We start from the raw sequence: 25,131 nt of genomic DNA, 5'->3' as shown, positions 1-25,131 counted from the left end.
GGGGCGGGCGGGCGGCGGCGCGTCTGGGCGGAGCCGGGTGCTTGCGTTCGCGCGCGGGTGGGCACGAGGGTGAGGGGATGACACCCGAGGCGCTCCTGCACGCCACCGCGCACCTGCCCGCGCCGCTCGCGATCGTCGACGCCGAGCGGCTGCGGGCGAACGCGGATCAGCTCGTCGGCCGCGCGGGCGGGCTGCCCGTGCGGGTGGCGACGAAGTCGGTGCGGGTGCGCTCGCTCATCGAGGAGGTGCTGCGGCGGCCCGGATGGGCGGGCGCCATGACCTACTCGCTGCGCGAGTCGCTCTGGCTGAGCGCCCGCGGTGTCGCCGACATCCTGCTCGCCTACCCCAGCGTCGATCGCGAGGCGCTCGCGCAGCTCGCGGCGAGCGACGAGCACCGCGCCCGGATCACGGTGATGGTCGACAGCCCCGAGCACCTCTCGCTGATCGCCGCCGCCGGCGCGAGCACCGCGAACCCCGTGCGCGTGTGCCTCGACATCGACGCCTCGCTGCGGATCGGGCCGGCGCATTTGGGCGTGCGGCGCTCGCCGGTGCACGAGGTCGCCGACGCCGTCGCGCTCGCGCGGGCGGTGGTCGTGACGCCCGGCGTCGAGCTCGACGGCCTGATGTTCTACGACGCGCAGATCGCGGGGCTCCCCGACACCTCCCCCGCCGTGCGCCTGGTGAAGCGGCGCTCGCACGCCGAGCTCCTTGAGCGCCGGGCGGCGGTCGTCGCCGCGGTGCGCGATGTCGCGCCCCTCCGGTTCGTGAACGCGGGCGGCACCGGCAGTCTCGAGCGCACCGGATCCGATCCCTCCGTCACCGAGCTGACCGCCGGATCCGGCCTGTTCGCCCCGACCCTGTTCGACCGGTACGACGCGTTCCAGGCGCATCCGGCCGCGTTCTTCGCGCTCGACGTGGTGCGGCGCCCGGCGCCCGACATCGCCACGTGCTTCGGCGGCGGATACATCGCCTCGGGGCCCGCCGGCGGCACGCGCGTGCCGACGCCGGTGTGGCCCGAGCGCCTCGAGCTGATCGGGTCGGAGGGCACGGGCGAGGTGCAGACACCGCTGCGCGGAGCCGCCGCGCGGGCGCTGCGGGTCGGCGACCGCGTGCTGTGGCGTCACGCGAAGGCGGGCGAGCTATGCGAGCGGTTCGACGCCGTGGCGCTGGTCGAGGGCGACGGCGTGACCTCCGTGCCCACGTACCGCGGCGAGGGATGGAACTTCGGATGAGCGCAGCCTCCCCCGCCCCGTGGCGCAACTGGGCCCGCAACCAGTACGCGCAGCCGAGCCGGATGATTCGCCCCTCGTCGACCGCCGAGGTCGCAGAGATCGTGGCCGAGGCACGGGCGGCCGGCACCACGGTGAAGCCGCTCGGCGCCGGGCACTCGTTCACCGGCATCGCGGCCACCGACGGCGCGCAGCTGCGGCTCGACGGGATGTCGACGGTGCGGTGGCACGACCCCGAGTCGGGCCGCGTGCGTGTGCAGGCGGGCATCTCGCTGCACGCGCTGGGGCCGCAGCTGCGCGCGCTCGGGCTCGCGCTGCCCAACATGGGCGACGTCGATCCGCAGTCGGTGGCGGGCGCGATCTCGACCGGCACGCACGGCACGGGCGCTCGGGCGCGCGGCATCGCGCACGCAGTGGTCGGGTTGCAGCTCGTGACCGGCGCGGGCGAGGTGGTCGAGATCGACGAGGCCCACCCGTGGTTCGATGCGGCGCGGGTGTCGCTCGGGGCGCTCGGGGTGATCACCGAGGTGACGCTGCAGTGCGTGCCGGCCTTCGCGCTGCACGCCGTGGAGCAGCCGATGCGCCTGCCCGAGGTGCTGGAGGGTCTCGCAGGCTTCCTCGGCGACGATCACTTCGAGTTCTACTGGTTCCCCCACACGGAGTCGGCGCTGGTCAAGCGCAACAACCGGGTCGCGCAGGGCACCCCGCTGCGTCCCGTCGCACGGATCCGGCACCTCTGGGACGACGAGATCCTGAGCAACGGCGTGTTCGGGGCGGTCAACGCCGTGGGCGCCGCGGTGCCCGCCTGGATTCCCCGGATCAACCGGATCAGCGGATCCGCCCTCTCCCCCCGCGAGTACGTCGATCACTCGCACGACGTGTTCGTGTCGCCGCGTCGGGTGCGGTTCGTCGAGTCGGAGTGGGCGGTGCCCCGCGACGCGCTGCCCGATGTCATCGCCGAGCTGCAGCGCTGGTTCGCCGCCAGCGGCGAGCGCGTCGCCTTTCCGATCGAGGTGCGCTTCGCGGCGGCCGACGACATCTGGCTGTCGACCGGATACGCGCGCGAGAACGCCTACGTGGCGGTGCATCAGTGGTTCCGGCGGCCGCACGAGCGGTACTTCGCGGCCGCGCAGGCGATCTTCGACGCCCACGAGGGCCGCCCGCACTGGGGCAAGCTGCACACCCTCACCGCCGACCGCCTGCGCGAGCGCTACGCGCGGTTCGACGACTTCCGTGCGATTCGCGAGGCCACGGATCCGGATCGCGTCTTCGACAACCCCTACCTGCGCCAGGTGCTGGGGTAGGCCCCGCGTCGCGCCGGCCGGGTCGCGTCGGCCGGAGAAGGTATGAGAGATGGCGGCCAAGGGGGCCTGAAGCCGCCATCTCTCACACCTTTGCGTCAGCCGCTGGATCCGGGGGGCTCGGTGAGCGGGTCGGTGTGCCCTCGAAGAGCTGGAGGCGCCCGTCGAAGGTGCGGGTGATGATGTCCGCGAAGGTGACGTCGGGCCAGCCGTCGTAGATCCGATCCGCTCCGGTGGCGCCGTTCACGACGGGGAAGACGACCACGCGGTAGCGATCGACGAGCCCGGCGGCGAGCAGCGAGCGCACGAGAGTGGGGCTGCCGATCGTGCGGAGCGGCCGGTCGCGCTGCTTCAGCTCGCGCACGAACGCGACCGGATCGTTGCGCACGAGCGTGGAGTCGCCGAGGCCCAGCGGTTCGTCGAGCCCGTGGGAGAACACGTACTTGGTGCGGGCGGCGAGCTCATCGGTGAACTCCTCGCCCGTCTCCGCGAACCGGGCGAACAGGCGATAGGTGGTCGCGCCCAGGAGCAGCGCGTAGTCCTCCCGGCCGTCCTCGTCCAGGAACGAGAAGTAGTCGGGCCCGCCCATCCCCCAGAGCCCGGGCCATCCCTCCGCGGATCCATACCCGTCGAGCGACGTGATGTAGTCGACCAGCAGCTGTGCCATGCCCCGAGTGTGCTCCGGGCGGCCGGGCCCGGCAACGGGGTGCGCGCGGGATCCGATGGGTCCGGCGGCACAAGCGCCGGTCAGGCCCCGCCGGCGAGGCGCCGGATCAGGCGCGAACGGCGTCGACGGCGAGTTCGGCCATGCGGTAGCCGCCGTCGTGCTCGTCGGCGGTGACGGTCACAACCGCGTTGCCGCTGAACACGAGCAGCTGGCCGTACGCGCCGTGCAGCCGCCACGCGTCGCCCGGTCCGGCCCAGCCCGAGAGGGCGTAGCGGTCGTAGCCCGGCGACCCGCCCGTGTCGATCCAGTCGGAGTGCATGGCGTCGATCCACTGCGCCCCGACGAGTCGTGTGCCTCGCCACTCGCCACGATCCCGGATGAGGCGTCCGATGCGGGCCAGCTCGGAGGTGCGCAGGTGCAGCCCCTCGCCGGCCTTGATCCACCCGTTCGGGCAGCGATCCCACTGCGGGTCGTCGATGCCGAGGGGCTCGAACAGCCGCGGCACCAGCCAGTCGCGCACGTCGCCGACCACGGCCCCGAGCGCACGCATTGCCGTGTAGGTGCTGGCGTTGGCGTACTGCGAGACCCGGCCGTGCGCGGGCCGGCTCAGGAACTCGCGCGCCAGATCGGGCCAGTCGTCGAACAGCGTCGGCGTCCAGGTCAGGTCGATGCCGCTCGTCATCGTGAGCAGGTGGCGCGCGGTCACGGCGTCGACGCCCTCGCCGACCGCGAAGTCGGGCAGGTACGACACGACAGGGGCGTCGAGATCGAACAGCCCCTCGTCCGCGGCGATCCCGGCGGCGATGACGCACACACCCTTCGCCGCCGAGTGGATGTCGGCACGCTCATCCGGCGCCCAGCGGTGCGAGGCCTCGTCGTCGGCGATCAGCACGTGCACGCCGTGGGCACCCAGCCCCTCGGCCTCGATGCCGCGCACGAAGCGCTCCAGGGCGGTGGCGGCGGAGGTCATGGCGTGGGCTTCCTCTCGGCGGCGCGATCCCCGTCACCCGCCGCCGTCGACGCCGGGCCCGCCGTCGAATCGGCAGCCGGCCCGACGGCCGGGAAGGAGTCGTTGTTCGTGAGGTGAAGCAAGAGCGCTCTCGCCTCGGTGACCGCGGCTTGCGTCTCGTCGCCGTAGGCGACGGCCGCCGCGAGTCCCTCGGCGGCGCGGCGCACAACGAGGATCTGGGCGGGAGAGAGCCCGTCGGCCGCGAGGTTCTCATTCCACCACCGGCTGTCGGCAGCGGCGATGGCCGCGACCTCCGGGATCTGGTAGATCCCTGCCCAAGTCGGTGCCGCGGTGAAGTACTGCACGGTCGCCTCGGATCCGGATGTCAGCGCGCGAACGTATGCGCGCAGCAGCTTGCCGGGAGTGTTCTCCGACAGATCCAGGTGCTTGAGCACGTTCTCGCGCAGACGCTGCTGCGCATCGTCGACGAGCGCCACGATGAGGGCTTCACGGCTGGCGAAGTGATGCAGCAATCCCCCTTTGGAGACGCCGGCGCGCTTGGCGATGTGGTCGAGCGATACGCCCGTTCCCCGCTCGGCCATCGCCTCGGCGGCGGCGGAGAGCACCGCCGCACGGGTGCGCTCCGAGTTCCGGGTCTGGCGTTCCGACGACTCGTCTCGGCTTGCCATCCGCGCTCGCTCTCGTCGGTGCAGCCCTCACATCTCGGCCGCAGGGGCAGGTGTTCGCGCAGCATTCCTGCGCATCCCATGAGAACAGTCTACTCACATTCTTTAACCGACCAAATAGTCGGCTACGGTGGCGGTGTGACTTCGCCGACTCCCCCACCCGTGACCGCGCGCAGCTGGGCCGCCCTGGGCATCCTCACCCTCGCCGTGCTTCTGCTCGCCATCGACGGCACGGTGCTCGCCCTCGCGGTTCCGGCGCTGACCGCTGACCTCAATCCGACCGCGACGCAGCTGCTGTGGATCGGAGACATCTACTCGTTCGCGCTGGCGGGGCTGCTGGTGACGATGGGCAACCTCGCCGATCGGATCGGACGCAAGCGACTGCTCCTGATCGGCTCTGCGGGGTTCGGGCTGTCGTCGCTCCTGGCGGCGTTCGCGACCACGCCGGATCTGCTGATCCTCGCCCGTGCGATCCTCGGAATCAGTGGCGCGACGATCATGCCGTCGACGCTCGCGATTGTTCGCAACCTCTTCACCGATCCGGCCATGCGCACTCGAGCGATCGCGGTATGGGCTGCCGGTGCCACCGCGGGTGCGGCCGTCGGGCCGATCGTGGGCGGCGCTCTGCTCGAGCACTTCCCCTGGGGAAGCGTCTTCCTCATCAACGTGCCGATCATGCTGCTGGTGCTGGTCGGCGGGATCCTCCTGCTCCCCGAGTCGAAGAACCCCACGGGCGGGCCCATCGATCTCCTCTCGGCGCTGCTCTCCTTCGTCGCGATCGTCTCGATCGTCTACGCGATCAAGCACGTCTTCGCGAACGGGCTGGACGGGATCGTCCCGGTTGCCGTGCTGCTCGGTCTGCTCGCCGGCTGGGGGTTCCTGCGCCGCCAGAGACGACTCACGCAGCCGCTCATCGATGTCTCGCTCTTCCGCTCCCCCGCGTTCAGCGGCGCCGTCCTGGCGAACACCGTGTCGATCTTCGCGTTCGTCGGCCTGCTGTTCTTCTTCTCGCAGTACCTGCAGCTCGTGCGTGGCCTCGGACCGTTGCAGGCGGGGCTGGTGGAGCTGTCCGCGACGATCGCGTCGATGGTGGTCATCGCGCTGGCCGGGTTCATGCTCGGCCGGCTGGGCCGTGGGCGCGCCATCAGCGCCGGGCTCGCCCTCGGCGCCATCGGACTCGGTGTCCTGGCCCTGGCAGAGGGCATGACGGGCCTGGCGGGCATCATCATCGGCTTCGCGATCGTCGGCTTCGGGGCCGGCCTCGCGATGACGCTCACCACCGACGCCGTGGTCAGTGCCGCGCCACGTGAGCGCGCAGGTGCCGCGTCATCGATCGCAGAAACCGCCTATGAACTCGGCGCCGCGCTCGGCATCGCCGTGCTCGGATCCGTCCAGCTCGCGCTCTACCGATGGAACCTGCCCGCCATCGACGACGCCACATCCGCAGCGAACCTCCACGAATCCCTCGCGACCGGGATGACCCAGCTGGACACCGCGGACCCCGCCGTGCTCGCCGCGATCGAACAGGCGCAGCACGCGTTCACGGTCGGCATGCAGTGGACCTCGGTGATCGCCGCGCTCCTGCTCGCCATCGCCGCCGTGATCGCCTGGATCGCCATCCCCTCCCAGGGGGAGCGCGCCCCTGCCGTCGAGCACTGACCCCACCTCGGAGACCCACGATCATGAGAATCCTCGTCGTCGGCGCCGGCATCGCCGGAAGCGCCGCCGCCCACATGCTGGCCCACGACGGACACGACATCGACGTCATCGACAGCGCACCCGAGCCTCACGCCGGTGGGTACCAGATCCTCTTCAACCGCACCGCGATGCGCTTGTTCCGCCAGATCGGGGCGGCCGAGATGGTCAACGAGCTCAGCACCCCGACTGCCAGGATCACCGTCGCCCGCGGGGAGAAGGTGCTGACCACGATCGCCACCCACGGGTACCGTTCTGCCCGCCGCGGCGACGTCGTCGGCGCGATGTCACGCTTCGCCGCAGCACGGGTGCCGATGCGGTTCGGGGTGGAACTGTCCGGGATCGAGCAGACCCTCGATGGCGTCACCGCCCACTTCGCCGACGGGACCCGCGGCGACTACGACCTGATCATCGGCGCGGACGGGCTGAACTCCACCGTGCGCCGGCTCACCCTCGAGATCGACCGCTCGTACATCTACGACAACGGCCGGCGCAATCTGTGGGTGAACGTGCCCGGCCGCGTCGCGGGCACGACAGAGGCAGCCATCCTCCTCGGGAAGGGGGCGGCAGCACAGGTGTTCCCCTACACCGACCACAACGAGACGCTCGTCCTCACCTCGATCAACGTGGGCCGCGGTCGCACCGACCCGCAGCAGCTGCGCCGCATCGCCGCGGATCTGCTCGTGTCGGCCGGCCCGAAGTTCGCCGCGTTCGTCGACCCGGTGCGCACGGCAACGTCGGACGACATGAAGGTGACACGGTTCGCGCAAGTCCGGGCGCCTCGATGGCACGCACGCCGCGTTGTGCTGCTGGGCGACGCCGCGCACTGCATCGATCCGCTCTCCGGCGCGGGGGCGCACGGCGGGCTGCTCGGTGCCGCGCTGTTCGCCGACGAGCTGCGACGAACTCCGAGCGATCCCGCCGGCGCCGCCGCGCGCTACGCCCGTCGGGCACGGCCGTTCGTGCGATCGACACAGCTGCTCACGGCAGGGATCCTCGAGCGCGCCACCGCCCGCGGGATCGCGCAGCGGGTGGCAGCGGATCGGTCGCTGATCGGCGCCGCCCTCGCCGCCCGCCCCGCAGATGTTCCGACCCGCAGCTACCACGCCGGATGACCCCTCCTCACCTTCCCCCTGCGGAAACGGAGACATCATGACCGACCCCTCTCACCAGACCGTGGACGTCGCCGTCGTCGGCGCAGGACTCGCCGGCCTCACCGCCGCCGACCAGCTTCACCAGGCGGGATACGACGTCGTTGTGCTCGAAGGCCGAGATCGCGTCGGCGGCCGCATCCACACGACCGAGATCGCCGGCGTCTCGGTCGAAGCCGGCGCCACCTGGATCGCGCCCGGGCACACCGCCGTCCGCGAGCTCGCCGCCCGGCTCGGCCGCGAGTTCATCCCGCAGTTCCACACCGGCAAGGGCGTCATCTCGTTCGGCGGCAAGCGCAGGGTCGAGAGCCTCACCGCGATGGCGCCGTGGACGCTGCTCGACCTGACGCGCGTGACGAACGCCCTGCAGAAGCTCGCCGACAGCCTGCCGATGTCCGCAGCGTGGGAGCACCCCCGCGCGCGGGATTACGACGCCATGTCGCTGGGCGAGTGGCTCACCTCGAAGCGAGCACTCAAGGGAACACGCTCGTTCCTGGGCATGGTGTGCATGGTGCACTGGGGCGCTCCCGTCGGCGACGTCTCGCTCTTCAACGTCATCCGCTACATCCGCACTCTCGGCGGACTCGAGCACATGCTCGCCGTCGAGGGCGGCGACCAGCAGGACCGCGTCCTCGGCACCACCCTCACCCTCGTCACGGGTCTCGCCGAATCCCTCGGTCACCGGATCCGCCTCGGCGCCCCCGTCGAACGCATGACGACCACCGAAGATCGCGTCCGTGTCGAGACGAGTGACAGCACGATCGAGGCACGGTACGTCATCACGACGGCTTCGCCCGCGCACCGGTCCTCGATCCAGTTCACCCCCGCGCTCCCGGAGCCGCACTACGGCCTGGCCCGAAGCTGGCGCCTGGGCGCGCTCAGCAAGGCGTTCGTCGCCTACGACCGCCCCTTCTGGCGCGATGCCGGCCTCTCCGGTGAGGGGGTCTCCGATGACGAGACCGTCTTCCTCACCTTCGATGTCAGCCCCAGCGCCGACGGCCCGGGCATCCTCATGGTCTTCTGCGACGCCCGGGGATTCGACGGATTCGACCGCGACGAGCGCTCCCGCCGCGTCATCCGCCATCTCATGCACCTCTATGGGGACGATGCCCGCCGCATCATCGACTACACCGACTTCTCCTGGGGCAACGACACCTTCGCGCCCGGCGGCCCCAACCCCGCCGTCGCGCCGAAGGCGTGGACAACTTTCGGCCCCTTCCTCCGCGAACCCGTCGGCCGCCTCCACTGGGCCGGATCGGAGACAGCCGACGAGTACTCGGGGACGATGAACGGGGCGATCCTGTCGGGGCAGCGGGCGGCCAGCGAGGTCGCGGCGCGACTGGGTGCCGCGTCGGAGTAGAGCGGCGGCGGCCGCCTCCCGCTAGCGTTCGAGCATGCGGGCGATGCTTCGTGGGCGCGGGTGGCGCGTGGCGGTGTCGATCATCCTCGTGGCGATCGAGGCGGCCGTCGGCGTTGTGCTGCCGTTCGCCATCGGCGTTGCCGTGCAGGACTCGGTGGAGGGCTCGTCACGAGGCGTGATCTTCCTCGCGGCGACCGGGATCGTCGGGGCGGCGGCCGCGGTCGTCCGTCGCCTGCACGACGCGCGCTTCTATGCCGCCGTGAGGCTCGACGCGACGATCGCAGTGACCGAGCAGGACACGGCGCTGTCGGTGAAGGCCGCCCGGGTGCCCATGCTCGGAGAGGTCGTCGATTTCCTCGAGTACTCGCTTCCCGATGTGGTCGCGAGCGTGCTGGCCTTTGTGGGTGTGCTCGCCTTCCTGGCGACGCTCGACCTCGGCGTGTTCTTCGCCGCACTCGCCGTCGCCGCAGCCATCGCCGTGGTCCACGCCATCACCACTGCCCGCACACTCCGGTTGAACCGCGCGTACAACGACGAAGCAGAACACCAGGTCGAGGTCATCGAGCGGGCGGATGCGGCGGACGTGCGCCGGCACGTCTCCCTGCTCAACAGCTGGATGGTCAAGATCTCCGACGTGGACGTCGTCACCTTCCTGGTATCGGGCATCCTCGCCACCGCGCTGCAGGTCTATGCCGTCATCGCCGCATCAGGCCGGGACATGGAGGTCGGGTCGATGCTGTCACTTGTGATGTACGTCGTCGAGTTCTCGCTGCTCGCCGCACTCCTGCCCTCATCGTGGCAGCAGTACCTGCGACTCCAGGACATCCTCGGCCGGCTGCGCGCCCCGATCACGCCATAGTCGTAGTGCGCCGCGGGCGCCGCCGGCCCGACGAATCAGGGCCGGGGCATCGCGAGCGCCCCGTCACCTTGCCCGCCTGCGCCGTGCCGCCCTACGACTCGGGATAGAGGGCCGTGGCGCTGCTCCACAAGGCGCCGGCGTTGAGCCGGTCGGGGTAGGCGGCGAGCATGGCGTGGAAGTAGTCGATCGCCGACGTCTGCACCTCCAACTGCTCGCGCGCGGTCAGCAGATACGCCCGGGTCTCGGCGTTGATCCGCGTCGCATCGTCATCGCGGGTCTTGTCCTTGTGGCCCGCGACGACGTGCGTGGGCGCGAGCGCCCCGACCGTATCGATCGCGGCCAGCCACTGCTCGATGCCGTCGCCCTGCGCCTCGCGCAGGTACTGGTGCACGTTGTTGTAGAGCACGTCGCCGGCGACGACGAGCCCGATCGACGGCACGTGCAGGATGCTCGTGCCGTCGGTGTCGGTGTGGCCGACGTCGATGATCCGCAGCTCATGTCCCTCGAGCTCGATGACACCGCCCGGAACGGTCACCGCCGTCACGTCGGTTTCGGGCAGCTGGCCCGGAAAGAGGGCGTCCCAGAACTGCGGACGGATCGCGACGTTGCGCTGCATCTGCTCGATCGTCGGCTCCGACGCCACGACGCGAGCACCGAACTGCTCGGCGAGCAGGCCCGCCGTGAACCAGTGGTCGCCGTGCCCGTGCGTCGCGAAGATGTGGGTGAGCCGCTTGCCGCTCGCCTCGATCCAGCGCGCGACGTCTGCCGCCTGCGCGACCGTGAGCGGCGGATCGACGAGCACGGCATCCTCGTCGCCCGAGATGAGTGTCACCGACAGCGGCGAGAACATCCGCCGCTCGCCATTGGGTACGAGCGACGTGATGGCCTGGGGGATCGGGTCGCAGACGAAGACGTCATACGTGAGCTGAGGCATCAGTGAGTCCTCTCCCGGCGCGCGACGGCGCCGACGGATGTGTGGGATGGGGTCAATCAGGACGGATCGCGCGATGCGGCTCAGGACGAGGTGCGGGCGAGCGCGGGGTAAAGGGCATCGAGGGGTCCGCCGATGCCGGCGCGCACCTGGCGGCTCAGGTCGTCGGCGAGGATCTCGTAGTCGCCCGCGTCGATGCCGTCGTAGGCTGCCGCGACGACATCGGCGGGGTCGAGCTTGGGCGCGCTGATGTGGCTGGTCATCGGGGTGTCGGCATACCCGAGGTGCAAGGCTGCGACGTGGATGCCGTCATCCGCCAGTGCGATCCGCTGCATGTTGGTGGCCGACCACAGCGCCGCCTTGGTGGCGCTGTACGCGTTGCCGACGGCGAGCCAGCTGAGCACGGAGAGCACGTTGAGCACCGTTCCGCGGCGCTCGCGCAGCGCGGGGAGGAAGGCGTTCGTCACAGCGAGCGCGCCCCAGAAGTTCGTCTCGAACAGCTCGCGGGCGGGCGTGAGGTCGTCAGCGAGGAGGCTGGCGCCGTTGCTCGCTCCGGCGTTGTTGATGACGAGCGTCACGTCGGATGCCGCGACGGCTGCCGCCTGCACGGATGCGGCATCCGTCACATCCAGCCTCAGTGGCACGATACGGTCGTCGGCCCAGTCCCGCGGGGTGCGGGCGGCGGCGTAGACCTTCGCAGCGCCGCGGTCGAGCGCCTGGTGCACGAAATGGGTGCCGAGGCCCCCGTTCGCGCCGGTGACGAGTACGACGGCTCCCTGCAGTGCGGACATCAGTTGATCCCTTCTCGCGCGGGTCCACCTGACCCGTCACGATCACCGTAGACCAGTAAGTAGGAAAATCCAACTCACTGGTGGGAAAATCCAACGGACTAGGTAGAATCGGCGGTATGGCTGATCAGACCGACGTCCGGGAATGTCCCATCGCGCGCACCCTGCAGGTCGTCGGCGAGAAGTGGAGTCTGCTGGCGATCCGCGAGATCATCCTCGGCAATCGGCGGTTCGAAGAGATCCGGCGGTACACCGGCGCTCCGCGCGACATCCTGACGGCACGCCTGCGCAAACTCGAAGCAGACGGCATCGTGACGCGCTCCGAGTATCAGCAGCGTCCGTCGCGGTTCGAGTACCAGCTCACCGAACTCGGATGGAGCCTCTCGCCCGTGCTCACCGTGCTCCGCTCCTGGGGGGACACCCACCTCCCGGTGCCGGGCGGCCCGTCGCTCGTGATCGAACACGACTGCGGCGCCGAACTCACGCCCGAGGTCATCTGCGCCGAGTGCGGCCGACCCGTCGGCCCCAAGAGCACCCACCCCCGGTCGGCACCCGCGCAGCTCGCCGGCTGACACCCGCGTGGCCGACGCCTAGGCGAGGGCCGGTCACGCCGAAGTGGCAGTACGCCGCAGCCCCGTCACCTGGCCCGCTTCGGGTGCGGGCCAGGTGAAGCCGGGGATCACTGGAAGTCGTTCGCCGGGGCCATGTCCGCGAAGCGGCTGAAGTGGCCCTGGAACGCGACCTCGATGGTGGCCGTGGGGCCGTTGCGGTGCTTGGCGACGATGAGGTCGGCCTCGCCAGGGCGGGTGTCCTTGTCATACACCGAGTCGCGGTGCAGCAGGATCACCATGTCGGCGTCCTGCTCGATCGATCCCGACTCGCGCAGGTCGCTGACCTGGGGGCGCTTGTCGGTGCGCTGCTCGGATCCGCGGTTCAGCTGCGAGAGCGCGATGACCGGCACCTGCAGCTCCTTCGCGAGCAGCTTGAGGGCACGAGAGAACTCCGAGACCTCCTGCTGACGCGACTCGACCTTCTTGCCGGAGGTCATCAGCTGGAGGTAGTCGATGATGACCATCTTCAGGCCCACACGCTGCTTCAGGCGGCGGCACTTGGCGCGGATCTCGACGAGCGTCATGTTGGGGCTGTCGTCGATGTACAGGGGCGCATCGTGGATGCGTCCACGGGTCTGGGCGACGTTCGTCCAGTCGCGCGAGTCGAGCGTTCCCTTGCGGATGTTCTGCAGCGGGATGGCGCCCTCGGCCGAGAGCAGGCGCATGGCGATCTCGGCCTTGCCCATCTCGAGCGAGAAGAACACTGCGGGCATGTTGTGCTTGATGGCGGCCGCGCGGGCGAAGTCGAGCGCGAGCGTCGACTTTCCCATGGCGGGACGGGCGGCGACGACGATCATCTGGCCGCCGTGCAGGCCGCTGGTGAGCTCGTCGAGCTCGGCGAAGCCGGTGGGCACGCCGGTCATGCCGCCGTCGCGGCCACCCGCGGCCTCGATCTCCTCCATCGCGGCGTCGACCGCGATGGAGAGGGGCACGTAGTCCTCGGTCTTCTCGGTGCCGGTGACGGAGTAGATCTCGGCCTGGGCGTTGTTGACGAGGTCGACGGCCTCGCCCTCACCCGAGTAGCCCCACTGCACGATGCGGGTGCCGGCCTCGACCAGGCGGCGCAGCAGCGCACGCTCGGCGACGATGTTGGCGTAGTAGCCCGCGTTGGCCGCCGTGGGCACGATCGAGGTGAGGGTGTGCAGGTAGTCGGCGCCGCCTGCGCGCTGCAGATCGCCGGTCTTGATGAGCTCGTCGGTGACCGCGACGACGTCGGTGGGCTCGCCGTGCGAGTACAGCGAGAGGATCGCCTCGAAGATCAGCTCGTGCTTCGGGATGTAGAAGTCGGCACCGCGCAGCGACTCGATGACGTCGGCGACCGCGTCCTTCGACAGCAGCATGCCGCCGAGCGTGGACTGCTCGGCGAGGAGGTCGTGAGGAGGCGTGCGCTCGTGCTCGCGGTGCTCACGGGGGCCGCCCATGCGCTCGTCGGAGATATCGGCGATCGACACGTGTTTCCTTCCGGGGGGACGGGATGCTCAGGGGCCTCGGGAACAGGCTGCTCCCCCATTGGAGCAGGGGCCACCGACATCCGGCCCGTTCACGTTAGGGGCGGTGTTCTCCACAATCAAATGCCCCTGTGGATAACTCTGTGGACACGTTGGGGGTAACTCGGTGTTCGAATGTGGAAACACCCTGTGGAAACTCGCGACGCGCCCGACGAGTTTCTGGGGATATGTCGATGCTGACCGGGGCTTTTCTGTTCTCACAGGCTGTGGAGACAGCTGTGGTTAAAGATTCCCTTGAAGGTTCGGCGTGTCGCCCGTGACTGTGGACAGCGCACCGCGCAAACGCACCCCTTCCGGGCCGGTATGTCAAGAGCAGGTGAACATCAGGTGTCCTCGAGATGCGGCGAGAATCCGGGGTGCCCACGCCGCACCCGGGGAGCTGCTCGCGCCGCCGCGGGCACCCCGATCGCCCGCGCTGGCTGCGACCTCCCGGGCACCCCTCCTGCGCCCCGCAGAGGCTCCCCTCGGGCCGCGGAGGGCCCTCGAGGCCCGGTCCGCCCGGGCGCCCGCCGACGCCTCCTCAGCGCGCCTCAGAACGACGACGAGGCCCGGGATGCGTGAGCATCCCGGGCCTCGTCAGTGCGAAGAAGTGATTACTTCTTGAGCGCCACAACCTGCAGGTTGATCGTCGCGACGACGTCGTCGTGCAGACGCACGGCGACCTCGTGCTCGCCGACCGACTTGATCGGGTTGGCGATGGTGACCTTGCGCTTGTCGATCGAGCCGAGGCCGGCAGCCGACACCGCGTCAGCGATGTCACCGGTCTTGACCGAGCCGAACAGGCGACCCTCGGCGCCGGCCTTGACAGCCAGCTTGACCTTGGAGGCCTCGAGGGTGTTCTTCAGCGCGACCGCGTCGTCGTGCGTCGCGATGGCGCGAGCCTCGCGAGCGGCACGGATCGAAGCGACCTGCTTCTCGCCGCCACGGGTCCACGCCGTGGCGAAGCCCTGCGGAACGAGGTAGTTGCGGGCGTACCCGTCCTTGACCTCGACGATGTCGCCGGCGGAGCCCAGGCCCTCGACCTCATGAATGAGAATCAGCTTTGCCATGATGTCTCTCCTTAGCGGCCAGCGCCGGCGTAGGGGAGGAGCGCCATCTCGCGGGCGTTCTTCACGGCCTTCGCGATGAGTCGCTGCTCCTGCACCGACACACCGGTGATACGGCGGGCGCGGATCTTTCCACGCTCCGAGATGAACTTGCGAAGCGTCGCCACATCCTTGTAATCGATGAGGCCAACGCGGATCGCCTTCGCGGGAGCGGCGTTCTTCGCGCCCTTCCGCGGCTTGCGGCGGTCGCCGCTCGACTTTCCAGCCATTTGCTTGTCCTTATGAGATGCGGATCGGGGAGATCAGTCCCTGATCCGGCGAGAATTCAGAACGGGGTGTCGTCTCCGAACGACCCCGGGGTGCTCCATGCGTCGGCGCCCGTCGATCCGGGCGTGGCCCAGGGCTCCTCGGAGACCTGCTGGCGGGGAGCAGAGGCTGCGCCGCCGAACTGGTTTCCGCCGCCCGCGCCGCCACCGGCGGCACGAGTGACCTGGGCGGTCGCGTATCGCAGCGAGGGGCCGATCTCGTCGACCTCCAGCTCGATGGCGGTGCGGTTGTTGCCGTCACGGTCCTGGTAGGAGCGCTGACGCAGACGGCCCTGCGCGATGACGCGCATGCCCTTCGTCAGCGAACCCGCCACGTGCTCGGCGAACTCGCGCCAGACGCTCGCGCGCAGGAAGAGGGCCTCGCCGTCCTTCCACTCGTTGCTCGCGCGGTCGAAGTTGCGCGGCGTCGAGGCGATCGTGAAGTTCGCCACGGGCAGGCCGTTCTGCGTGTAACGCAGCTCGGGGTCTGCCGTGAGGTTGCCCACGACGGTGATGACGGTTTCGCCGGCCATGGGACTTAGGCCTTCGCCGCCGTCTTGCGAGCAGCGCGCTCCTCGGCACGCTTCGCCTCGGAGGCGATCATTGCGATGGCCTCCTCAGCGCGCAGCACCTTGGTGCGGATGATCTGCTCGTTGAGACCGAGCTGGCGGTCCAGCTCCTGGGTGGCCTCGCTCGTCGCGGTGAAGTTGACGACGACGTAGATGCCCTCGTTCTTCTTCTGGATCTCGTACGCGAAACGGCGCTTGCCCCAGATGTCGATGTTCTCGATGGAACCACCGGACTCGGTGATCACCGTCAGGAACTTGTCGACGATCGCGGGAACCTGGCGCTCGTCGATCTCGGGCTGCAGGATGGCCATGAGCTCGTACTGGTGCGTCACTTACCCACCTCCTTCGGACTTGTTCGGCCGCCGGGCATTTCCCGACAGCAGGAGGGTGTGTTGCATCGTCGTGAGGGCGCACGCAGAGCGCGAGCGGTCCACACAACCTCGTCAGCCTAGCAGACGGGGCATCCCGCCACCCTGGGAGACGGGGTCCGAACCGCGCGGGGAACCAGGCGCGTCAGGGAACGCGGATGATCAGCTCGCCGTGCGGGATCGAGATCCAGCCGTCGGGCGACGCCGCCCACTCGCGCCAGCCGTCCGAGATCTCCTCGAGGTCGGCTCGGGTGGCAAGGCCCGACTCCACCAACTGACCCGCGATGCCCGAGTTCAGGATGCGGTCGGCCCACATGCCTCCCCACCAGGCGCGCGACTCGGGGTCGGCGTGGCACCAGGTGGCCGACGTGGCGGTGACGTCGGTCAGGCCCGCCTCGTGCGCCCAGCTCAGCAGGCGGCGTCCGGCATCCGGCTCTCCTCCGTTCGCGCGCGCGGCGGTGCGGTAGAGGTCGAGCCAGCGGTCGAGCGCCGGGGGCTGCGGCCACCAGATGAAGCCCGCGTAGTCGCTGTCGCGCACCGCGACGATGCCGCCCGACTTGGTGACGCGCGCCATCTCGCGCAGCGCCTGCACCGGATCGGGCACGTGCTGCAGCACCTGGTGCGCGTGCGCGACGTCGAACGTGTTGTCCTCGAAGGGCAGAGAGTGCACATCCGCCACCTCGAACCGGATGTTCACGACCCCGCGCTCGGCCGCCGTCGCGCGGGTCAGCCCGAGCTCGTCCGTGCCGATCTCGGTGGCCGTGACCTCGGCGACCCGGCCCGCGAGATCCGCCGTGATGGTGCCGGGGCCCGCGCCGACGTCGAGCAGCCGGTCGGCCGGCGTGAGGTGCGGCAGCAGGTAGGCGGCCGAGTTCTCGGCGGTGCGGGAGCGGTGCGAGCGCAGAACGGACTCGTGATGACCATGGGTGTAGGTGCGGGACATGCCTCCACGATCGTCCTCGGGCGGGCGCCGAGGAAGACCGTACTGTTCATAGGAGTCCCGCACCCACCCGCGTGCGCCGGACGGCTCGGCGAGAGGGGCGCAGGTGGCGAACGAACTGGGCGACTTCCTGCGCGCGCGTCGCACCGACGCCCGCCTCGAACCGCCCACCCCCGGCGCGGCGGGGCGGCGCCGGATCTCCGGACTCCGCCGCGAGGAGGTCGCGACCGCGGCGGGCATCAGCGCCGACTACTACACGCGCCTCGAGCAGGGGCGCGAGACCCATCCGAGCGATGCGGTGATCGACGCGCTCGTGCGCACGCTGCGCCTGGGTCCGGACGCGCGCGAGCACCTGCGGCGCCTGCGCGACGCCCCGCCCGCCCCGGCCCCGCGCGAAGCCGATCCGGATCTCGCGGCGCGGATGACCGCGCTGGTCGATGCGGTGTCGCCGCGGCCTGCGTACGTGCTCGACCGCCTCAGCGGCGTCGTCGCCGCGAACGCCGCCGGGCTCGCGCTGTACGAGGGCTTCGCCGAGCTCCCGCCCGAACAGCGCAACACCTGCCGCTACCTCCTCACCGACCCCCGCGCCCCGCGGGTGTTCGTGGAGTGGGAGGACCTGGCGCGCGGCGCCGTCGCGCACCTGCGCGCGGCGAACGCCGCAGACCTGCAGGATCCGTCGCTGCGCGCGCTGGTCGACGAGCTCACGTCCGCGAGCCCGCGGTTCGCCGAGTGGTGGGGCGAGCACATCGTGGCCCGCCGCCGCGCGGCGGCCACACACGTGCGCACGCCCGAGGGCGAGGTCGTCGCGCGCCGTTTCGAGGTGCTGCACCTCCCCGAGGACGGCCTGCGCATGACGCTCTGGCTCGACACCGACTGAGCCGGTCGCACGACTCGGCGCGAGCCGCCCCGCGGTCTTGTCGGCGCCTGCCGATAGCGTGACCGCGTGAGCATGATCCGGAGAGCCCCATGAGCATCCCGCCCCCGGCGCCCGTGTTCCCGTTCGAGGCGCGTCCGCTGACGGATCCGGTCGATCCGAACGCCGTGAAGCAGTTCGACGCGCAGCTGCGCCAGCGCTACCCGGGCGTCGGCGGCGGCATCGTCACGCTGGTCGTGATCTGCATCATCGCCGTGCCGTTCCTGCTGATCTTCGGCACGATCTTCACGACCATCGCGGTCGCCTTCACGCAGGCGGGGCTCGGCATCGTGATCGTGGTGTTCGGGGTGATGGCGGCGGGTGTGCTCGCCCTGATGGTGTGGCTCGTGGCGCGGCAGTTCGCCGGCGGCGGCCCCCGCGAGCGGCGCTACCGGCTCGACGCCTTCGCACGCGCGAACGCGATGCAGTACGTGCCCTACATCGACGCGCCGCGATTGCCCGGCATGGTCTTCACGCGCGGCAGCTCGCGCAGGGCCACCGACATCGTGCGCGGCGAGCAGCCGCGCTTCGTCGAGTTCGGCAACCACCAGTACACGACCGGATCCGGCGAGGACCGGACCACCCACAACTGGGGGTACGTCGCGATCCATCTCGGCACTCCCCTGCCGCACATCGTGCTGGACGCGCTCGGCAACAACGGCCTGTTCGGATCGAGCCTCCCCGCCTCGTTCGACAAGCAACAGCGCCTCTCGCTCGAGGGCGACTTCGACCAGCACTTCGCCCTGTACTGCCCGCAGGGCTACGAGCGCGATGCGCTGTTCCTGTTCACGCCCGACGTGATGGCGCGCTTCATCGACCGCGTCGGCCAGCTCGACGTCGAGATCGTCGACGACTGGATGTTCCTCTACACCCGCCGGCCCGTCTCCACGCTCGAGCCGTGGAACTGGGCCTGGCTGTTCTCGGCGGTCTCCGCCCTGATGGACAAGCTCGCGCAGTGGGAGCGCTGGCGCGACGAGCGCCTCGCCGCCGCCTCCGCGAGCGGTTCCGGTGGGGCGCCCACCTGGGCGGTGGCCGGATCCGCTCCGCTCCCCTTCCAGACGACGGCGACGTTCGCGCCCCCGGCCCCCGACAGCTGGCTCGGCCCGAAGGGCGTCGCCCCGCCCGGCCGACGCCTGAAGAACGGCTTCCCGCTCTGGGCGATCGTGCTGGTGGGCGTGGGGCTGCTTCTCGTGCTCGCGCCCGTGGCGATCGGCGTGCTCGGCCTGGTCGCGACGACCGCCGTCGTGCCCTGATCCCGGGTCTCACTCTCCCGCTTCGGCGGACATGCCGCGCCAGATGACCTCGAACGCCGCTCGGCAGCGCGCGAGCGCCTCGGCGTCGGTCAGCGAGACCCCGCGCACGACCAGCTGGTAGTAGAAGACGCCGCTGAGCAGGTCGGCGCATGCCTCTAAGTCGGTGTCGGCCCGCAGGAGGCCCTGCTCTACCCCCGCGCGCAGCACGGCGATCGTCGACACGCGCCGACGCGCGACGTGGGCGTCCCAGTACGCCCGCTGGAGAACCGGATCGGCCAGGCCGAGCGCGAGACGCCGGCGCATCCGCGCCTCCGGATACCCCGCCATCCGCTGCTCGTAGCCGCCGAGGAAGGCGTCATGGAGCGCGGCGCGCAGGTCGCCGTCGATCGGGATGACGTGCGCGTCGCGCCCGCGATCGAGCGCGGTCGCGACGAGGTCGGTGAGCGACGGCCACCGGCGATAGACGGCCGCGCGGCTGACCCCGCTCAGCTGCACGAGCTTCGCCGCCGTGACGGGCTCCCCCGAGTCGATCAGAGCGAGGGCGGCCTCCACGAGCCGCGCGTCGAGGCCCTCCTCGCGCGGGCGGCCGGGGCGCCCGCGACGTGATGACGTCTCGGGCGCCCCGGCATCCGCGCGCGGCGTCTCAGGCGAGGGCGCGCTCACGCAGCATCTCGATGAGCGCGCCGTTCAGCCCCGCCTCGCGCACGGGGGCGAGGGCGTCGCCGTTATGGCGCGCGCGAAGCGCCGACAGGGTGTCGCGCATCGCGTCGGCGTGGAAGGCCTGCTCGCTCGCGGCGAGCACGGCCGGGTCGATCTCGATGCCCATCGCCTTCATCATGGGGCCCACCACGGCACGCGTGCGGCTCATGATCGCGGCGACGTTGGGGCCGGTGCGACCGTAGTCCTCGACGATGGCGTCGTCGTCGGCGCCGAGCGCGAGCAGGAGCGATGCGGCCAGCACGCCCGTGCGATCCTTGCCCGCGGCGCAGTGGAACGCGACCGCGCCGCGCGCCGTCGCCATCACGGCCAGCGCGTTGACGATGAGCGGCGCGGAGCGCTCGAACATCGACACGTACATCGGCACATACACGTCGCGGTAGTCGCCGCCGACGAGGTCGTCCCGCGACATCGATCCCTGCAGGTCGGTCAGCAGCGAGACGTGGTGATACGAGACGGCGTGGTCGGCGAGCGGACCGCGCCCGGTGATCCGGATCTCGATGTTCGAGCGCAGGTCGATGACGTGCGCCAGTCCGTCGGCGACGAGGGCGGCGGCGACCTCGTCGCTCACGTACGACAGGTCGTCGGCGCGGAGGGCGAAGCCGGGGCGGATCTCCCCGCCCGCGACGGGCGTGCCCGCCAGGTCGCGCAGGTTGACGGGAGCGCTGCGCTCGAGCGTGCCGGATGCGACGGGCAGCGTGTCGATGAGGGTCATGTGATCTTCCTTCTGATGAGAGCGCTGACCTGGTCGATGACCGTGACCAGCACGATGATGCAGATGACGATGGCGCTGAGGTGGCCGTAGTCGTACATGCGCATGGCGGTGGTGAGCTCGAGTCCGATGCCGCCGGCGCCGACCATGCCGAGGATCGTCGCGCCGCGCACGTTGCCCTCGAACAGCAGCAGCGTGTACGAGACGAGCAGGGGCGCGGCCTGCGGGAGCACGCCGTACTGCACCACCTGGCGCCGGGAGGCGCCGACCGCGCGCATCGCGACGATCGGGCTCTCATCGACCGACTCCATCGCCTCGGCGAAGACCTTTCCGATGGATCCGACGGATCCGACGGTCATGGCCAGGATGCCCGCGAACGGACCGAGCCCCACCGCCGAGACGAACATCAGCGCGAAGACGAGCTCGGGAAGCGAGCGGATGACGTTCATCAGCCACCGGCAGGGGTAGTAGAGCCAGCGCGGTGCGATGTTCGACGCCGCTCCGAACGCCATCACGAGCGACAGCACCGTGCCGAGCACGGTTCCGACGATCGCCATCTGCAGCGTCTCGATGAGAAGGGCGGCGATCGTGCCGAACTTGTCCCACGTGGGCGGGAACAGGCGGGCCAGGAAGTCGCCCATGTTGACCGTGCCCTCGCCGAGCTTGAGGAAGTCGAACTCGGCTCCCGCGAACGACCAGAACAGGGCGACGACCACCAGGGGGATCGTGATGAGCGTGCGAGCGCGGGGCATCACGATCGAGCGCTCGAGGCGGGCCCGATCTCGCGGATCGAGCGTCGGCGACAGCGATGCGGCGGCGCGGGGACGGTCAGGCGCGGTCGTCGACATCGCGGGGCTCCTCGTCGTGGGCGTAGATCGGGGCGAGCGCCGTGGCATCGAGGGCGGCCGTGCGGCCCGACACCACGACCTCGCCGTGGCGCAGGCCCACGATGCGATCCGAGTGGGCGAGCGCCAGCGGCAGCACGTGCAGGCTGACGAGCACGGGGATGCCGTCCTCGCGGGCGATGCCCTGCAGCAGCTCGAGCACGGTGTGCGAGAGCCTCGGGTCGAGGGAGGCGACCGGCTCGTCGGCGAGGATCAGCTTCGGCTGCTGCATCAGCGCCCGGGCGATCGCGACGCGCTGCTGCTGGCCGCCCGACAGCGAGCGGGCCGGATCCTTCGCCTTGTGCGCGATGCCGACCCGGTCGAGCAGGTCGAGCGCGCGGCGACGGTGCGCCGAGGAGAAGCCGCCCACGAGGTTGAGGGGCCCGGCGTCGTGCAGCGCCCCCGTGAGCACGTTGGTGAGCACGCTCATCCGCCCGATCAGGTTGAACTGCTGGAAGACCTGGCCGACATCCGCGCGCAGGTCCCTCAGCTCGCCGCGCTGCAGGTTGGCGACGTCGTGGCCGGCCACGCGCACGGATCCGCTCGTCACCGGGGCGAAGCCCGTGAGCGCGCGCATGAGGGTGGACTTGCCGGATCCGCTGGATCCGAGCAGCGCGACGACCTCGCCCGGATGCAGATCGAGATCCACACCGTCCAGCACGAGGGGACCGTCGCCGTACGCGACACGGAGGTCGCGCACGGTGACCAGGGGCAGGTTCTGACGCAGCTCGGCCGTGGTGGGCGCGGGCTCCGTCAGCGGGTTGACGGAGGGCATCAGCCGAGGTCCGAGATGTCCACGTCGGCGACCGCGGCGATCTCGACGAAGGGCGTGAACAGCTCGGGGCTCGGGTCGACGATGGCCTCGCCGCCCTGCATCGCCTCGAACATCGCGCCGAGCTTCTCGGCGTTCTCCTCGACGAACACCTTCGGCAGCACGTCCTTGAGCAGCTCGGCCTTGTCCTCGGCGATCTGCTGATCGGCGAGCACGGTGACCGAGATCGGCATCGAGTCGCTGAGCCCGATCGATCGCGTCTCGCCCTCCGCGAAGGGGAACATGTCGGTGCCGGTCATCGTCGGGAACATCGTCGACGTGCACGAGACATCCGCCTGATCCTGCTTCAGCGCCTGGAAGCCCATCACGTGGTCGCCCGCGAACAGGGCGGTGTAGTCGGCGTCCTTCTCGAGACCTGCGTCGTGGAGCATCTTGACGGGCATGAAGTATCCCGAGCTCGACGCGGGGTCGGCGAAGGCGACCACCGTCTCAGGGGTGATGTCCTCGAGCGTCTGCAGCGGGGAGTCCTGCTTCACGATGCAGGTCGAGACCGGCTCGTCCTTGCCGGCCCAGGCGACCAGCGGATCGATCTCGCCGGTGTTCACGGCGAGGGCCGACGGGAACCCGCTCATGAACCCGATATCGACGTGGTGGTTGCGCAGCGCCTCGAGCACCGCGGTGTAGTCGGGCACGTCGACGACCTCGACCTCGCGACCGGTCTCGGCCTCGATGAGGTCGGCGAAGGCGACCACGGGGTTGGCGGCGGGGTCGTCGCCCAGCGGCGTGGTGGCGAAGGTGATCGGCGCGTCCTGATCCGCGGCGGCGGCGCCGTCGACGGAGGAGCCGGAGCAGCCGGCAAGGGCGAGGACGGCGGACAGGCCCAGCAGGCCTGCGGCGGGGAGGAGTGCACGGCGGCGCATGGTGTTCCTTTCGGAGGGGTCGTCCGAGAGTTCACTGCGCGAGGGTGTCCGGCAATTACGAGAACGCCGTACTCGTTACGGAATGCCGCGTGAACATCGCGTGAATCACCCCCGGGTTGTCAACCCCGGATGCGGCCGCGGCGGCGCGCCTCCCGGGCGTGTCGGGGAATGCGACAACCGACACGAGGACGACGCAGGGGCCGGCCCGGGTTGGAAGAGTCAGGGTCCGGACGTCCTCCCCCGAGGCATCCGGACCCCGCGCGGTCGGGAACGGGCCTCCGAGCCGCACAGCCTGACGTGGGAGCCCCCCGGCTTCACACGTCTGGCGACGTCTTCACCGGAAGAGACGCGGATCGGCCGGATCGGTTACGCGGTTTCGCCAAACTCCTTGAAACGCGCATCCCGGGCGTGTCGCACGCGGCACGCGGGGGCGCCGGCGGGGGCGCGCGGGCGCGGGATCGTCGGCCGGATCAGTCGAACGGACGCAGGATGCGATCGAGGAAGCGGCGCGTGCGCTCGTTCTGGGGCGCCGTGAAGAGCTGTGCGGGAGCGCCGCGCTCGGCCACCACTCCCCCGTCGAGGAAGAGCACCTCGTCGGCGACCTCGCGGGCGAACTGCAGCTCGTGGGTGACGACGACCATGGTCCAGCCCTCGTCGGCGAGCTCCTTCATCACAACGAGCACCTCGCCGACCAGCTCGGGATCGAGGGCCGAGGTCGGCTCGTCGAAGAGCAGCAGGTCGGGGGCCAGAGCGAGGGCGCGCACGATGCCGACGCGCTGCTGCTGACCGCCCGAGAGCTCGTGCGGGTAGGCATCGCGCTTGTCGGCGAGGCCCACGCGGTCGAGCAGCTGCTCGGCGTGCGCGACGGCCTCGGGCTTCGACACGCCCTGCACCGTGACGGGGCCCTCGATGACGTTCTGCAGCACCGTGCGGTGCGGGAAGAGGTTGTGGTGCTGGAACACCATGGCCGACCGATCGCGGATCGCGAAGCGCTGCTGCTTCGGCAGACCCTGCCCGAAGTCGACGGAAGGTCCGCCGTCGAACGCGAGCGTGCCCTGATCCGGCGTCTCGAGCCCGTTGAGCGAGCGCAGCACGGTGGTCTTGCCCGAGCCGGAGGGCCCGATGAGCGCCACCACCTCGCCGCGGCGCACCTCGAGGTCGATGCCCTTGAGCACCTCGTGGTCGCCGAACGACTTGCACAGCCCCTTCGTCTGCAGGAGCACGGGTCCGTCAATGCGCGACATAGCGATCCAGTCTCTTCTCGAGGCGGTCCTGCACGGCGGCGAGCACGGTGCAGATGGCCCAGTAGATCAGCGCGGCCTCGAGGTACAGCGTCATGAACTCGAGCGTGACGGCGGCGATCTTCTGCGCCTGCTTGAACATCTCGGTGACGAGGATCACGGAGGCGAGCGAGGTGTCCTTGACGAGCGAGATGAAGGTGTTCGACAGCGGCGGCACGCTCACGCGCGCGGCCTGCGGCAGGATGATCCGGCGCAGCGTGGTGGCGTTGGACATGCCGATCGTGTAGCCGGCCTCCCACTGCCCCTTGGGGACGGAGAGGATCGCGGCGCGGATGATCTCGGCCGCGTATCCGCCGACGTTCAGCGAGAAGGCGATGACCGCGCTCGGCCAGGGGTCGAGCACCACGCCCATCGACGGCAGGCCGTAGAAGATGAGGAACAGCTGCACCAGCAGCGGCGTGCCGCGGATCACCGAGACGTACGCGCGCCCGATCCACGACAGCACGGGGTTGGCCGACATCCGCAGCAGCGCGATGCCGAGCGCGATGATCAGCCCGACCGCGAACGAGATCAGCGTCAGCGGGATGGTGCCCACCAGCGCCCCCCACAGCAGCGGCCCGAGTGAGTCGAGGACGAGCTGCCAGTCCATCTGGCTCCCTCCGTGGTTGCCGTGCGGGCGTTGACTGGTCCCGCGCGGGATTACTAGTCCAGCCTGGACTAGTAATCCCGCGGAGGACTAGTCGACGCACAGGCGGA

General features: G+C 70.4%; 27 protein-coding genes. 9 read left to right on the top strand and 18 right to left on the bottom strand.

The window, feature by feature from the left end:
- The first annotated feature begins 77 nt into the window (after positions 1 to 77).
- Positions 78 to 1,232 (top strand): amino acid deaminase/aldolase, encoded by a 1,155-nt coding sequence (locus J5V96_RS16820; protein ID WP_208505623.1) that lies wholly within the window; start codon positions 78 to 80, stop codon positions 1,230 to 1,232.
- Positions 1,229 to 2,533, top strand: a complete 1,305-nt coding sequence (locus J5V96_RS16815) for a D-arabinono-1,4-lactone oxidase (RefSeq protein ID WP_208505621.1) — start codon at positions 1,229 to 1,231, stop codon at positions 2,531 to 2,533. Before J5V96_RS16820 ends, J5V96_RS16815 begins: the two co-directional genes overlap by 4 nt.
- 82 nt (positions 2,534 to 2,615) lie before the next feature.
- Here the strand turns inward: J5V96_RS16815 and J5V96_RS16810 are convergent, their stop codons facing one another.
- The 3 genes from J5V96_RS16810 to J5V96_RS16800 form a co-directional block, all read right to left on the bottom strand.
- Positions 2,616 to 3,197: a dihydrofolate reductase family protein gene (locus tag J5V96_RS16810; protein WP_208505619.1), complete on the bottom strand. Its 582-nt coding sequence runs from the start codon at positions 3,195 to 3,197 to the stop codon at positions 2,616 to 2,618.
- Positions 3,198 to 3,303: 106 nt separating this feature from the next.
- The gene (locus tag J5V96_RS16805; protein ID WP_208505617.1) at positions 3,304 to 4,167 is read right to left on the bottom strand and encodes a serine hydrolase domain-containing protein; all 864 of its coding nucleotides are present in this window, start codon (positions 4,165 to 4,167) and stop codon (positions 3,304 to 3,306) included.
- The gene (locus J5V96_RS16800) at positions 4,164 to 4,835 is read right to left on the bottom strand and encodes a TetR/AcrR family transcriptional regulator (protein ID WP_208505615.1); all 672 of its coding nucleotides are present in this window, start codon (positions 4,833 to 4,835) and stop codon (positions 4,164 to 4,166) included. Before J5V96_RS16800 ends, J5V96_RS16805 begins: the two co-directional genes overlap by 4 nt.
- Positions 4,836 to 4,970: 135 nt before the next feature.
- Between J5V96_RS16800 and J5V96_RS16795 the strand changes: the two genes are divergently transcribed.
- The 4 genes from J5V96_RS16795 to J5V96_RS16780 are packed head-to-tail and all read left to right on the top strand — an operon-like array spanning position 4,971 to position 9,897.
- Positions 4,971 to 6,491, top strand: coding sequence for an MFS transporter (locus tag J5V96_RS16795; protein WP_307793743.1), 1,521 nt, complete (start codon positions 4,971 to 4,973; stop codon positions 6,489 to 6,491).
- A gap of 23 nt (positions 6,492 to 6,514) precedes the next feature.
- The gene (locus J5V96_RS16790; protein WP_208505611.1) at positions 6,515 to 7,642 is read left to right on the top strand and encodes an FAD-dependent oxidoreductase; all 1,128 of its coding nucleotides are present in this window, start codon (positions 6,515 to 6,517) and stop codon (positions 7,640 to 7,642) included.
- A gap of 37 nt (positions 7,643 to 7,679) precedes the next feature.
- Positions 7,680 to 9,038 carry a flavin monoamine oxidase family protein gene (locus tag J5V96_RS16785; RefSeq protein WP_236015055.1) on the top strand — a complete coding sequence of 453 codons (1,359 nt, stop codon included), beginning with the start codon at positions 7,680 to 7,682 and terminating at the stop codon, positions 9,036 to 9,038.
- Between the two features lie 34 nt (positions 9,039 to 9,072).
- Positions 9,073 to 9,897, top strand: coding sequence for an ABC transporter six-transmembrane domain-containing protein (locus tag J5V96_RS16780; RefSeq protein WP_208505607.1), 825 nt, complete (start codon positions 9,073 to 9,075; stop codon positions 9,895 to 9,897).
- 91 nt (positions 9,898 to 9,988) lie between these two features.
- Here the strand turns inward: J5V96_RS16780 and J5V96_RS16775 are convergent, their stop codons facing one another.
- Both J5V96_RS16775 and J5V96_RS16770 read right to left on the bottom strand, forming a co-directional pair.
- Positions 9,989 to 10,831 carry an MBL fold metallo-hydrolase gene (locus J5V96_RS16775; protein WP_208505605.1) on the bottom strand — a complete coding sequence of 281 codons (843 nt, stop codon included), beginning with the start codon at positions 10,829 to 10,831 and terminating at the stop codon, positions 9,989 to 9,991.
- Between the two features lie 80 nt (positions 10,832 to 10,911).
- A complete protein-coding gene (locus J5V96_RS16770; RefSeq protein WP_208505602.1) occupies positions 10,912 to 11,619 on the bottom strand; it encodes an SDR family oxidoreductase in 708 nt (235 codons plus the stop codon).
- Between the two features lie 116 nt (positions 11,620 to 11,735).
- On the opposite strand from J5V96_RS16770, the gene J5V96_RS16765 reads away from it, so the two are divergent.
- Positions 11,736 to 12,188 (top strand): winged helix-turn-helix transcriptional regulator, encoded by a 453-nt coding sequence (locus tag J5V96_RS16765; RefSeq protein ID WP_208505600.1) that lies wholly within the window; start codon positions 11,736 to 11,738, stop codon positions 12,186 to 12,188.
- A gap of 107 nt (positions 12,189 to 12,295) precedes the next feature.
- Here J5V96_RS16765 and dnaB read toward each other — a convergent pair whose 3' ends face one another.
- The 6 genes from dnaB to J5V96_RS16735 form a co-directional block, all read right to left on the bottom strand.
- Positions 12,296 to 13,678 carry a replicative DNA helicase gene (dnaB, locus tag J5V96_RS16760; protein ID WP_208505598.1) on the bottom strand — a complete coding sequence of 461 codons (1,383 nt, stop codon included), beginning with the start codon at positions 13,676 to 13,678 and terminating at the stop codon, positions 12,296 to 12,298.
- 650 nt (positions 13,679 to 14,328) lie between these two features.
- The gene (rplI, locus tag J5V96_RS16755; RefSeq protein WP_208505595.1) at positions 14,329 to 14,784 is read right to left on the bottom strand and encodes a 50S ribosomal protein L9; all 456 of its coding nucleotides are present in this window, start codon (positions 14,782 to 14,784) and stop codon (positions 14,329 to 14,331) included.
- Positions 14,785 to 14,795: 11 nt separating this feature from the next.
- Positions 14,796 to 15,050 carry a 30S ribosomal protein S18 gene (rpsR, locus tag J5V96_RS16750; RefSeq protein WP_208505593.1) on the bottom strand — a complete coding sequence of 85 codons (255 nt, stop codon included), beginning with the start codon at positions 15,048 to 15,050 and terminating at the stop codon, positions 14,796 to 14,798.
- 56 nt (positions 15,051 to 15,106) lie between these two features.
- Positions 15,107 to 15,619, bottom strand: coding sequence for a single-stranded DNA-binding protein (locus J5V96_RS16745; RefSeq protein ID WP_208505590.1), 513 nt, complete (start codon positions 15,617 to 15,619; stop codon positions 15,107 to 15,109).
- A gap of 5 nt (positions 15,620 to 15,624) precedes the next feature.
- On the bottom strand, positions 15,625 to 15,987 hold the full coding sequence (rpsF, locus tag J5V96_RS16740; RefSeq protein ID WP_208505589.1) for a 30S ribosomal protein S6: 363 nt from the start codon (positions 15,985 to 15,987) through the stop codon (positions 15,625 to 15,627).
- Positions 15,988 to 16,168: 181 nt separating this feature from the next.
- Positions 16,169 to 16,966, bottom strand: a complete 798-nt coding sequence (locus J5V96_RS16735; RefSeq protein WP_208505587.1) for a class I SAM-dependent methyltransferase — start codon at positions 16,964 to 16,966, stop codon at positions 16,169 to 16,171.
- 103 nt (positions 16,967 to 17,069) lie between these two features.
- Between J5V96_RS16735 and J5V96_RS16730 the strand changes: the two genes are divergently transcribed.
- Positions 17,070 to 17,840, top strand: coding sequence for a helix-turn-helix transcriptional regulator (locus tag J5V96_RS16730; RefSeq protein ID WP_208505585.1), 771 nt, complete (start codon positions 17,070 to 17,072; stop codon positions 17,838 to 17,840).
- 89 nt (positions 17,841 to 17,929) lie between these two features.
- Complete coding sequence (locus tag J5V96_RS16725; RefSeq protein ID WP_208505583.1) at positions 17,930 to 19,129, top strand: hypothetical protein; 1,200 nt, start codon at positions 17,930 to 17,932, stop codon at positions 19,127 to 19,129.
- Between the two features lie 9 nt (positions 19,130 to 19,138).
- Here the strand turns inward: J5V96_RS16725 and J5V96_RS17440 are convergent, their stop codons facing one another.
- From J5V96_RS17440 to J5V96_RS16690, 7 genes are all read right to left on the bottom strand, one after another.
- Positions 19,139 to 19,792: a TetR-like C-terminal domain-containing protein gene (locus J5V96_RS17440; protein ID WP_208505580.1), complete on the bottom strand. Its 654-nt coding sequence runs from the start codon at positions 19,790 to 19,792 to the stop codon at positions 19,139 to 19,141.
- A complete protein-coding gene (locus J5V96_RS16715; RefSeq protein ID WP_208505578.1) occupies positions 19,773 to 20,561 on the bottom strand; it encodes a tyrosine-protein phosphatase in 789 nt (262 codons plus the stop codon). Before J5V96_RS16715 ends, J5V96_RS17440 begins: the two co-directional genes overlap by 20 nt.
- On the bottom strand, positions 20,558 to 21,406 hold the full coding sequence (gene phnE / locus J5V96_RS16710; protein WP_208505576.1) for a phosphonate ABC transporter, permease protein PhnE: 849 nt from the start codon (positions 21,404 to 21,406) through the stop codon (positions 20,558 to 20,560). The genes J5V96_RS16715 and phnE overlap by 4 nt, the downstream gene beginning before the upstream one ends.
- The gene (gene phnC / locus J5V96_RS16705; protein ID WP_208505573.1) at positions 21,387 to 22,217 is read right to left on the bottom strand and encodes a phosphonate ABC transporter ATP-binding protein; all 831 of its coding nucleotides are present in this window, start codon (positions 22,215 to 22,217) and stop codon (positions 21,387 to 21,389) included. The genes phnE and phnC overlap by 20 nt, the downstream gene beginning before the upstream one ends.
- On the bottom strand, positions 22,217 to 23,134 hold the full coding sequence (locus tag J5V96_RS16700) for a PhnD/SsuA/transferrin family substrate-binding protein (RefSeq protein WP_208505570.1): 918 nt from the start codon (positions 23,132 to 23,134) through the stop codon (positions 22,217 to 22,219). Before J5V96_RS16700 ends, phnC begins: the two co-directional genes overlap by 1 nt.
- A gap of 470 nt (positions 23,135 to 23,604) precedes the next feature.
- Complete coding sequence (locus J5V96_RS16695; RefSeq protein WP_208505568.1) at positions 23,605 to 24,378, bottom strand: amino acid ABC transporter ATP-binding protein; 774 nt, start codon at positions 24,376 to 24,378, stop codon at positions 23,605 to 23,607.
- A complete protein-coding gene (locus J5V96_RS16690) occupies positions 24,365 to 25,024 on the bottom strand; it encodes an amino acid ABC transporter permease (protein ID WP_208505566.1) in 660 nt (219 codons plus the stop codon). The genes J5V96_RS16695 and J5V96_RS16690 overlap by 14 nt, the downstream gene beginning before the upstream one ends.
- Positions 25,025 to 25,131 lie beyond the last annotated feature (107 nt).

Origin of the sequence: Microbacterium stercoris, from assembly GCF_017592545.1 — a bacterium.
In the GTDB taxonomy this organism is placed as follows: domain Bacteria; phylum Actinomycetota; class Actinomycetes; order Actinomycetales; family Microbacteriaceae; genus Microbacterium; species Microbacterium stercoris.
Note: the sequence above shows the minus strand (reverse complement) of the source record. Positions and strands in the feature narration are given on the sequence as shown.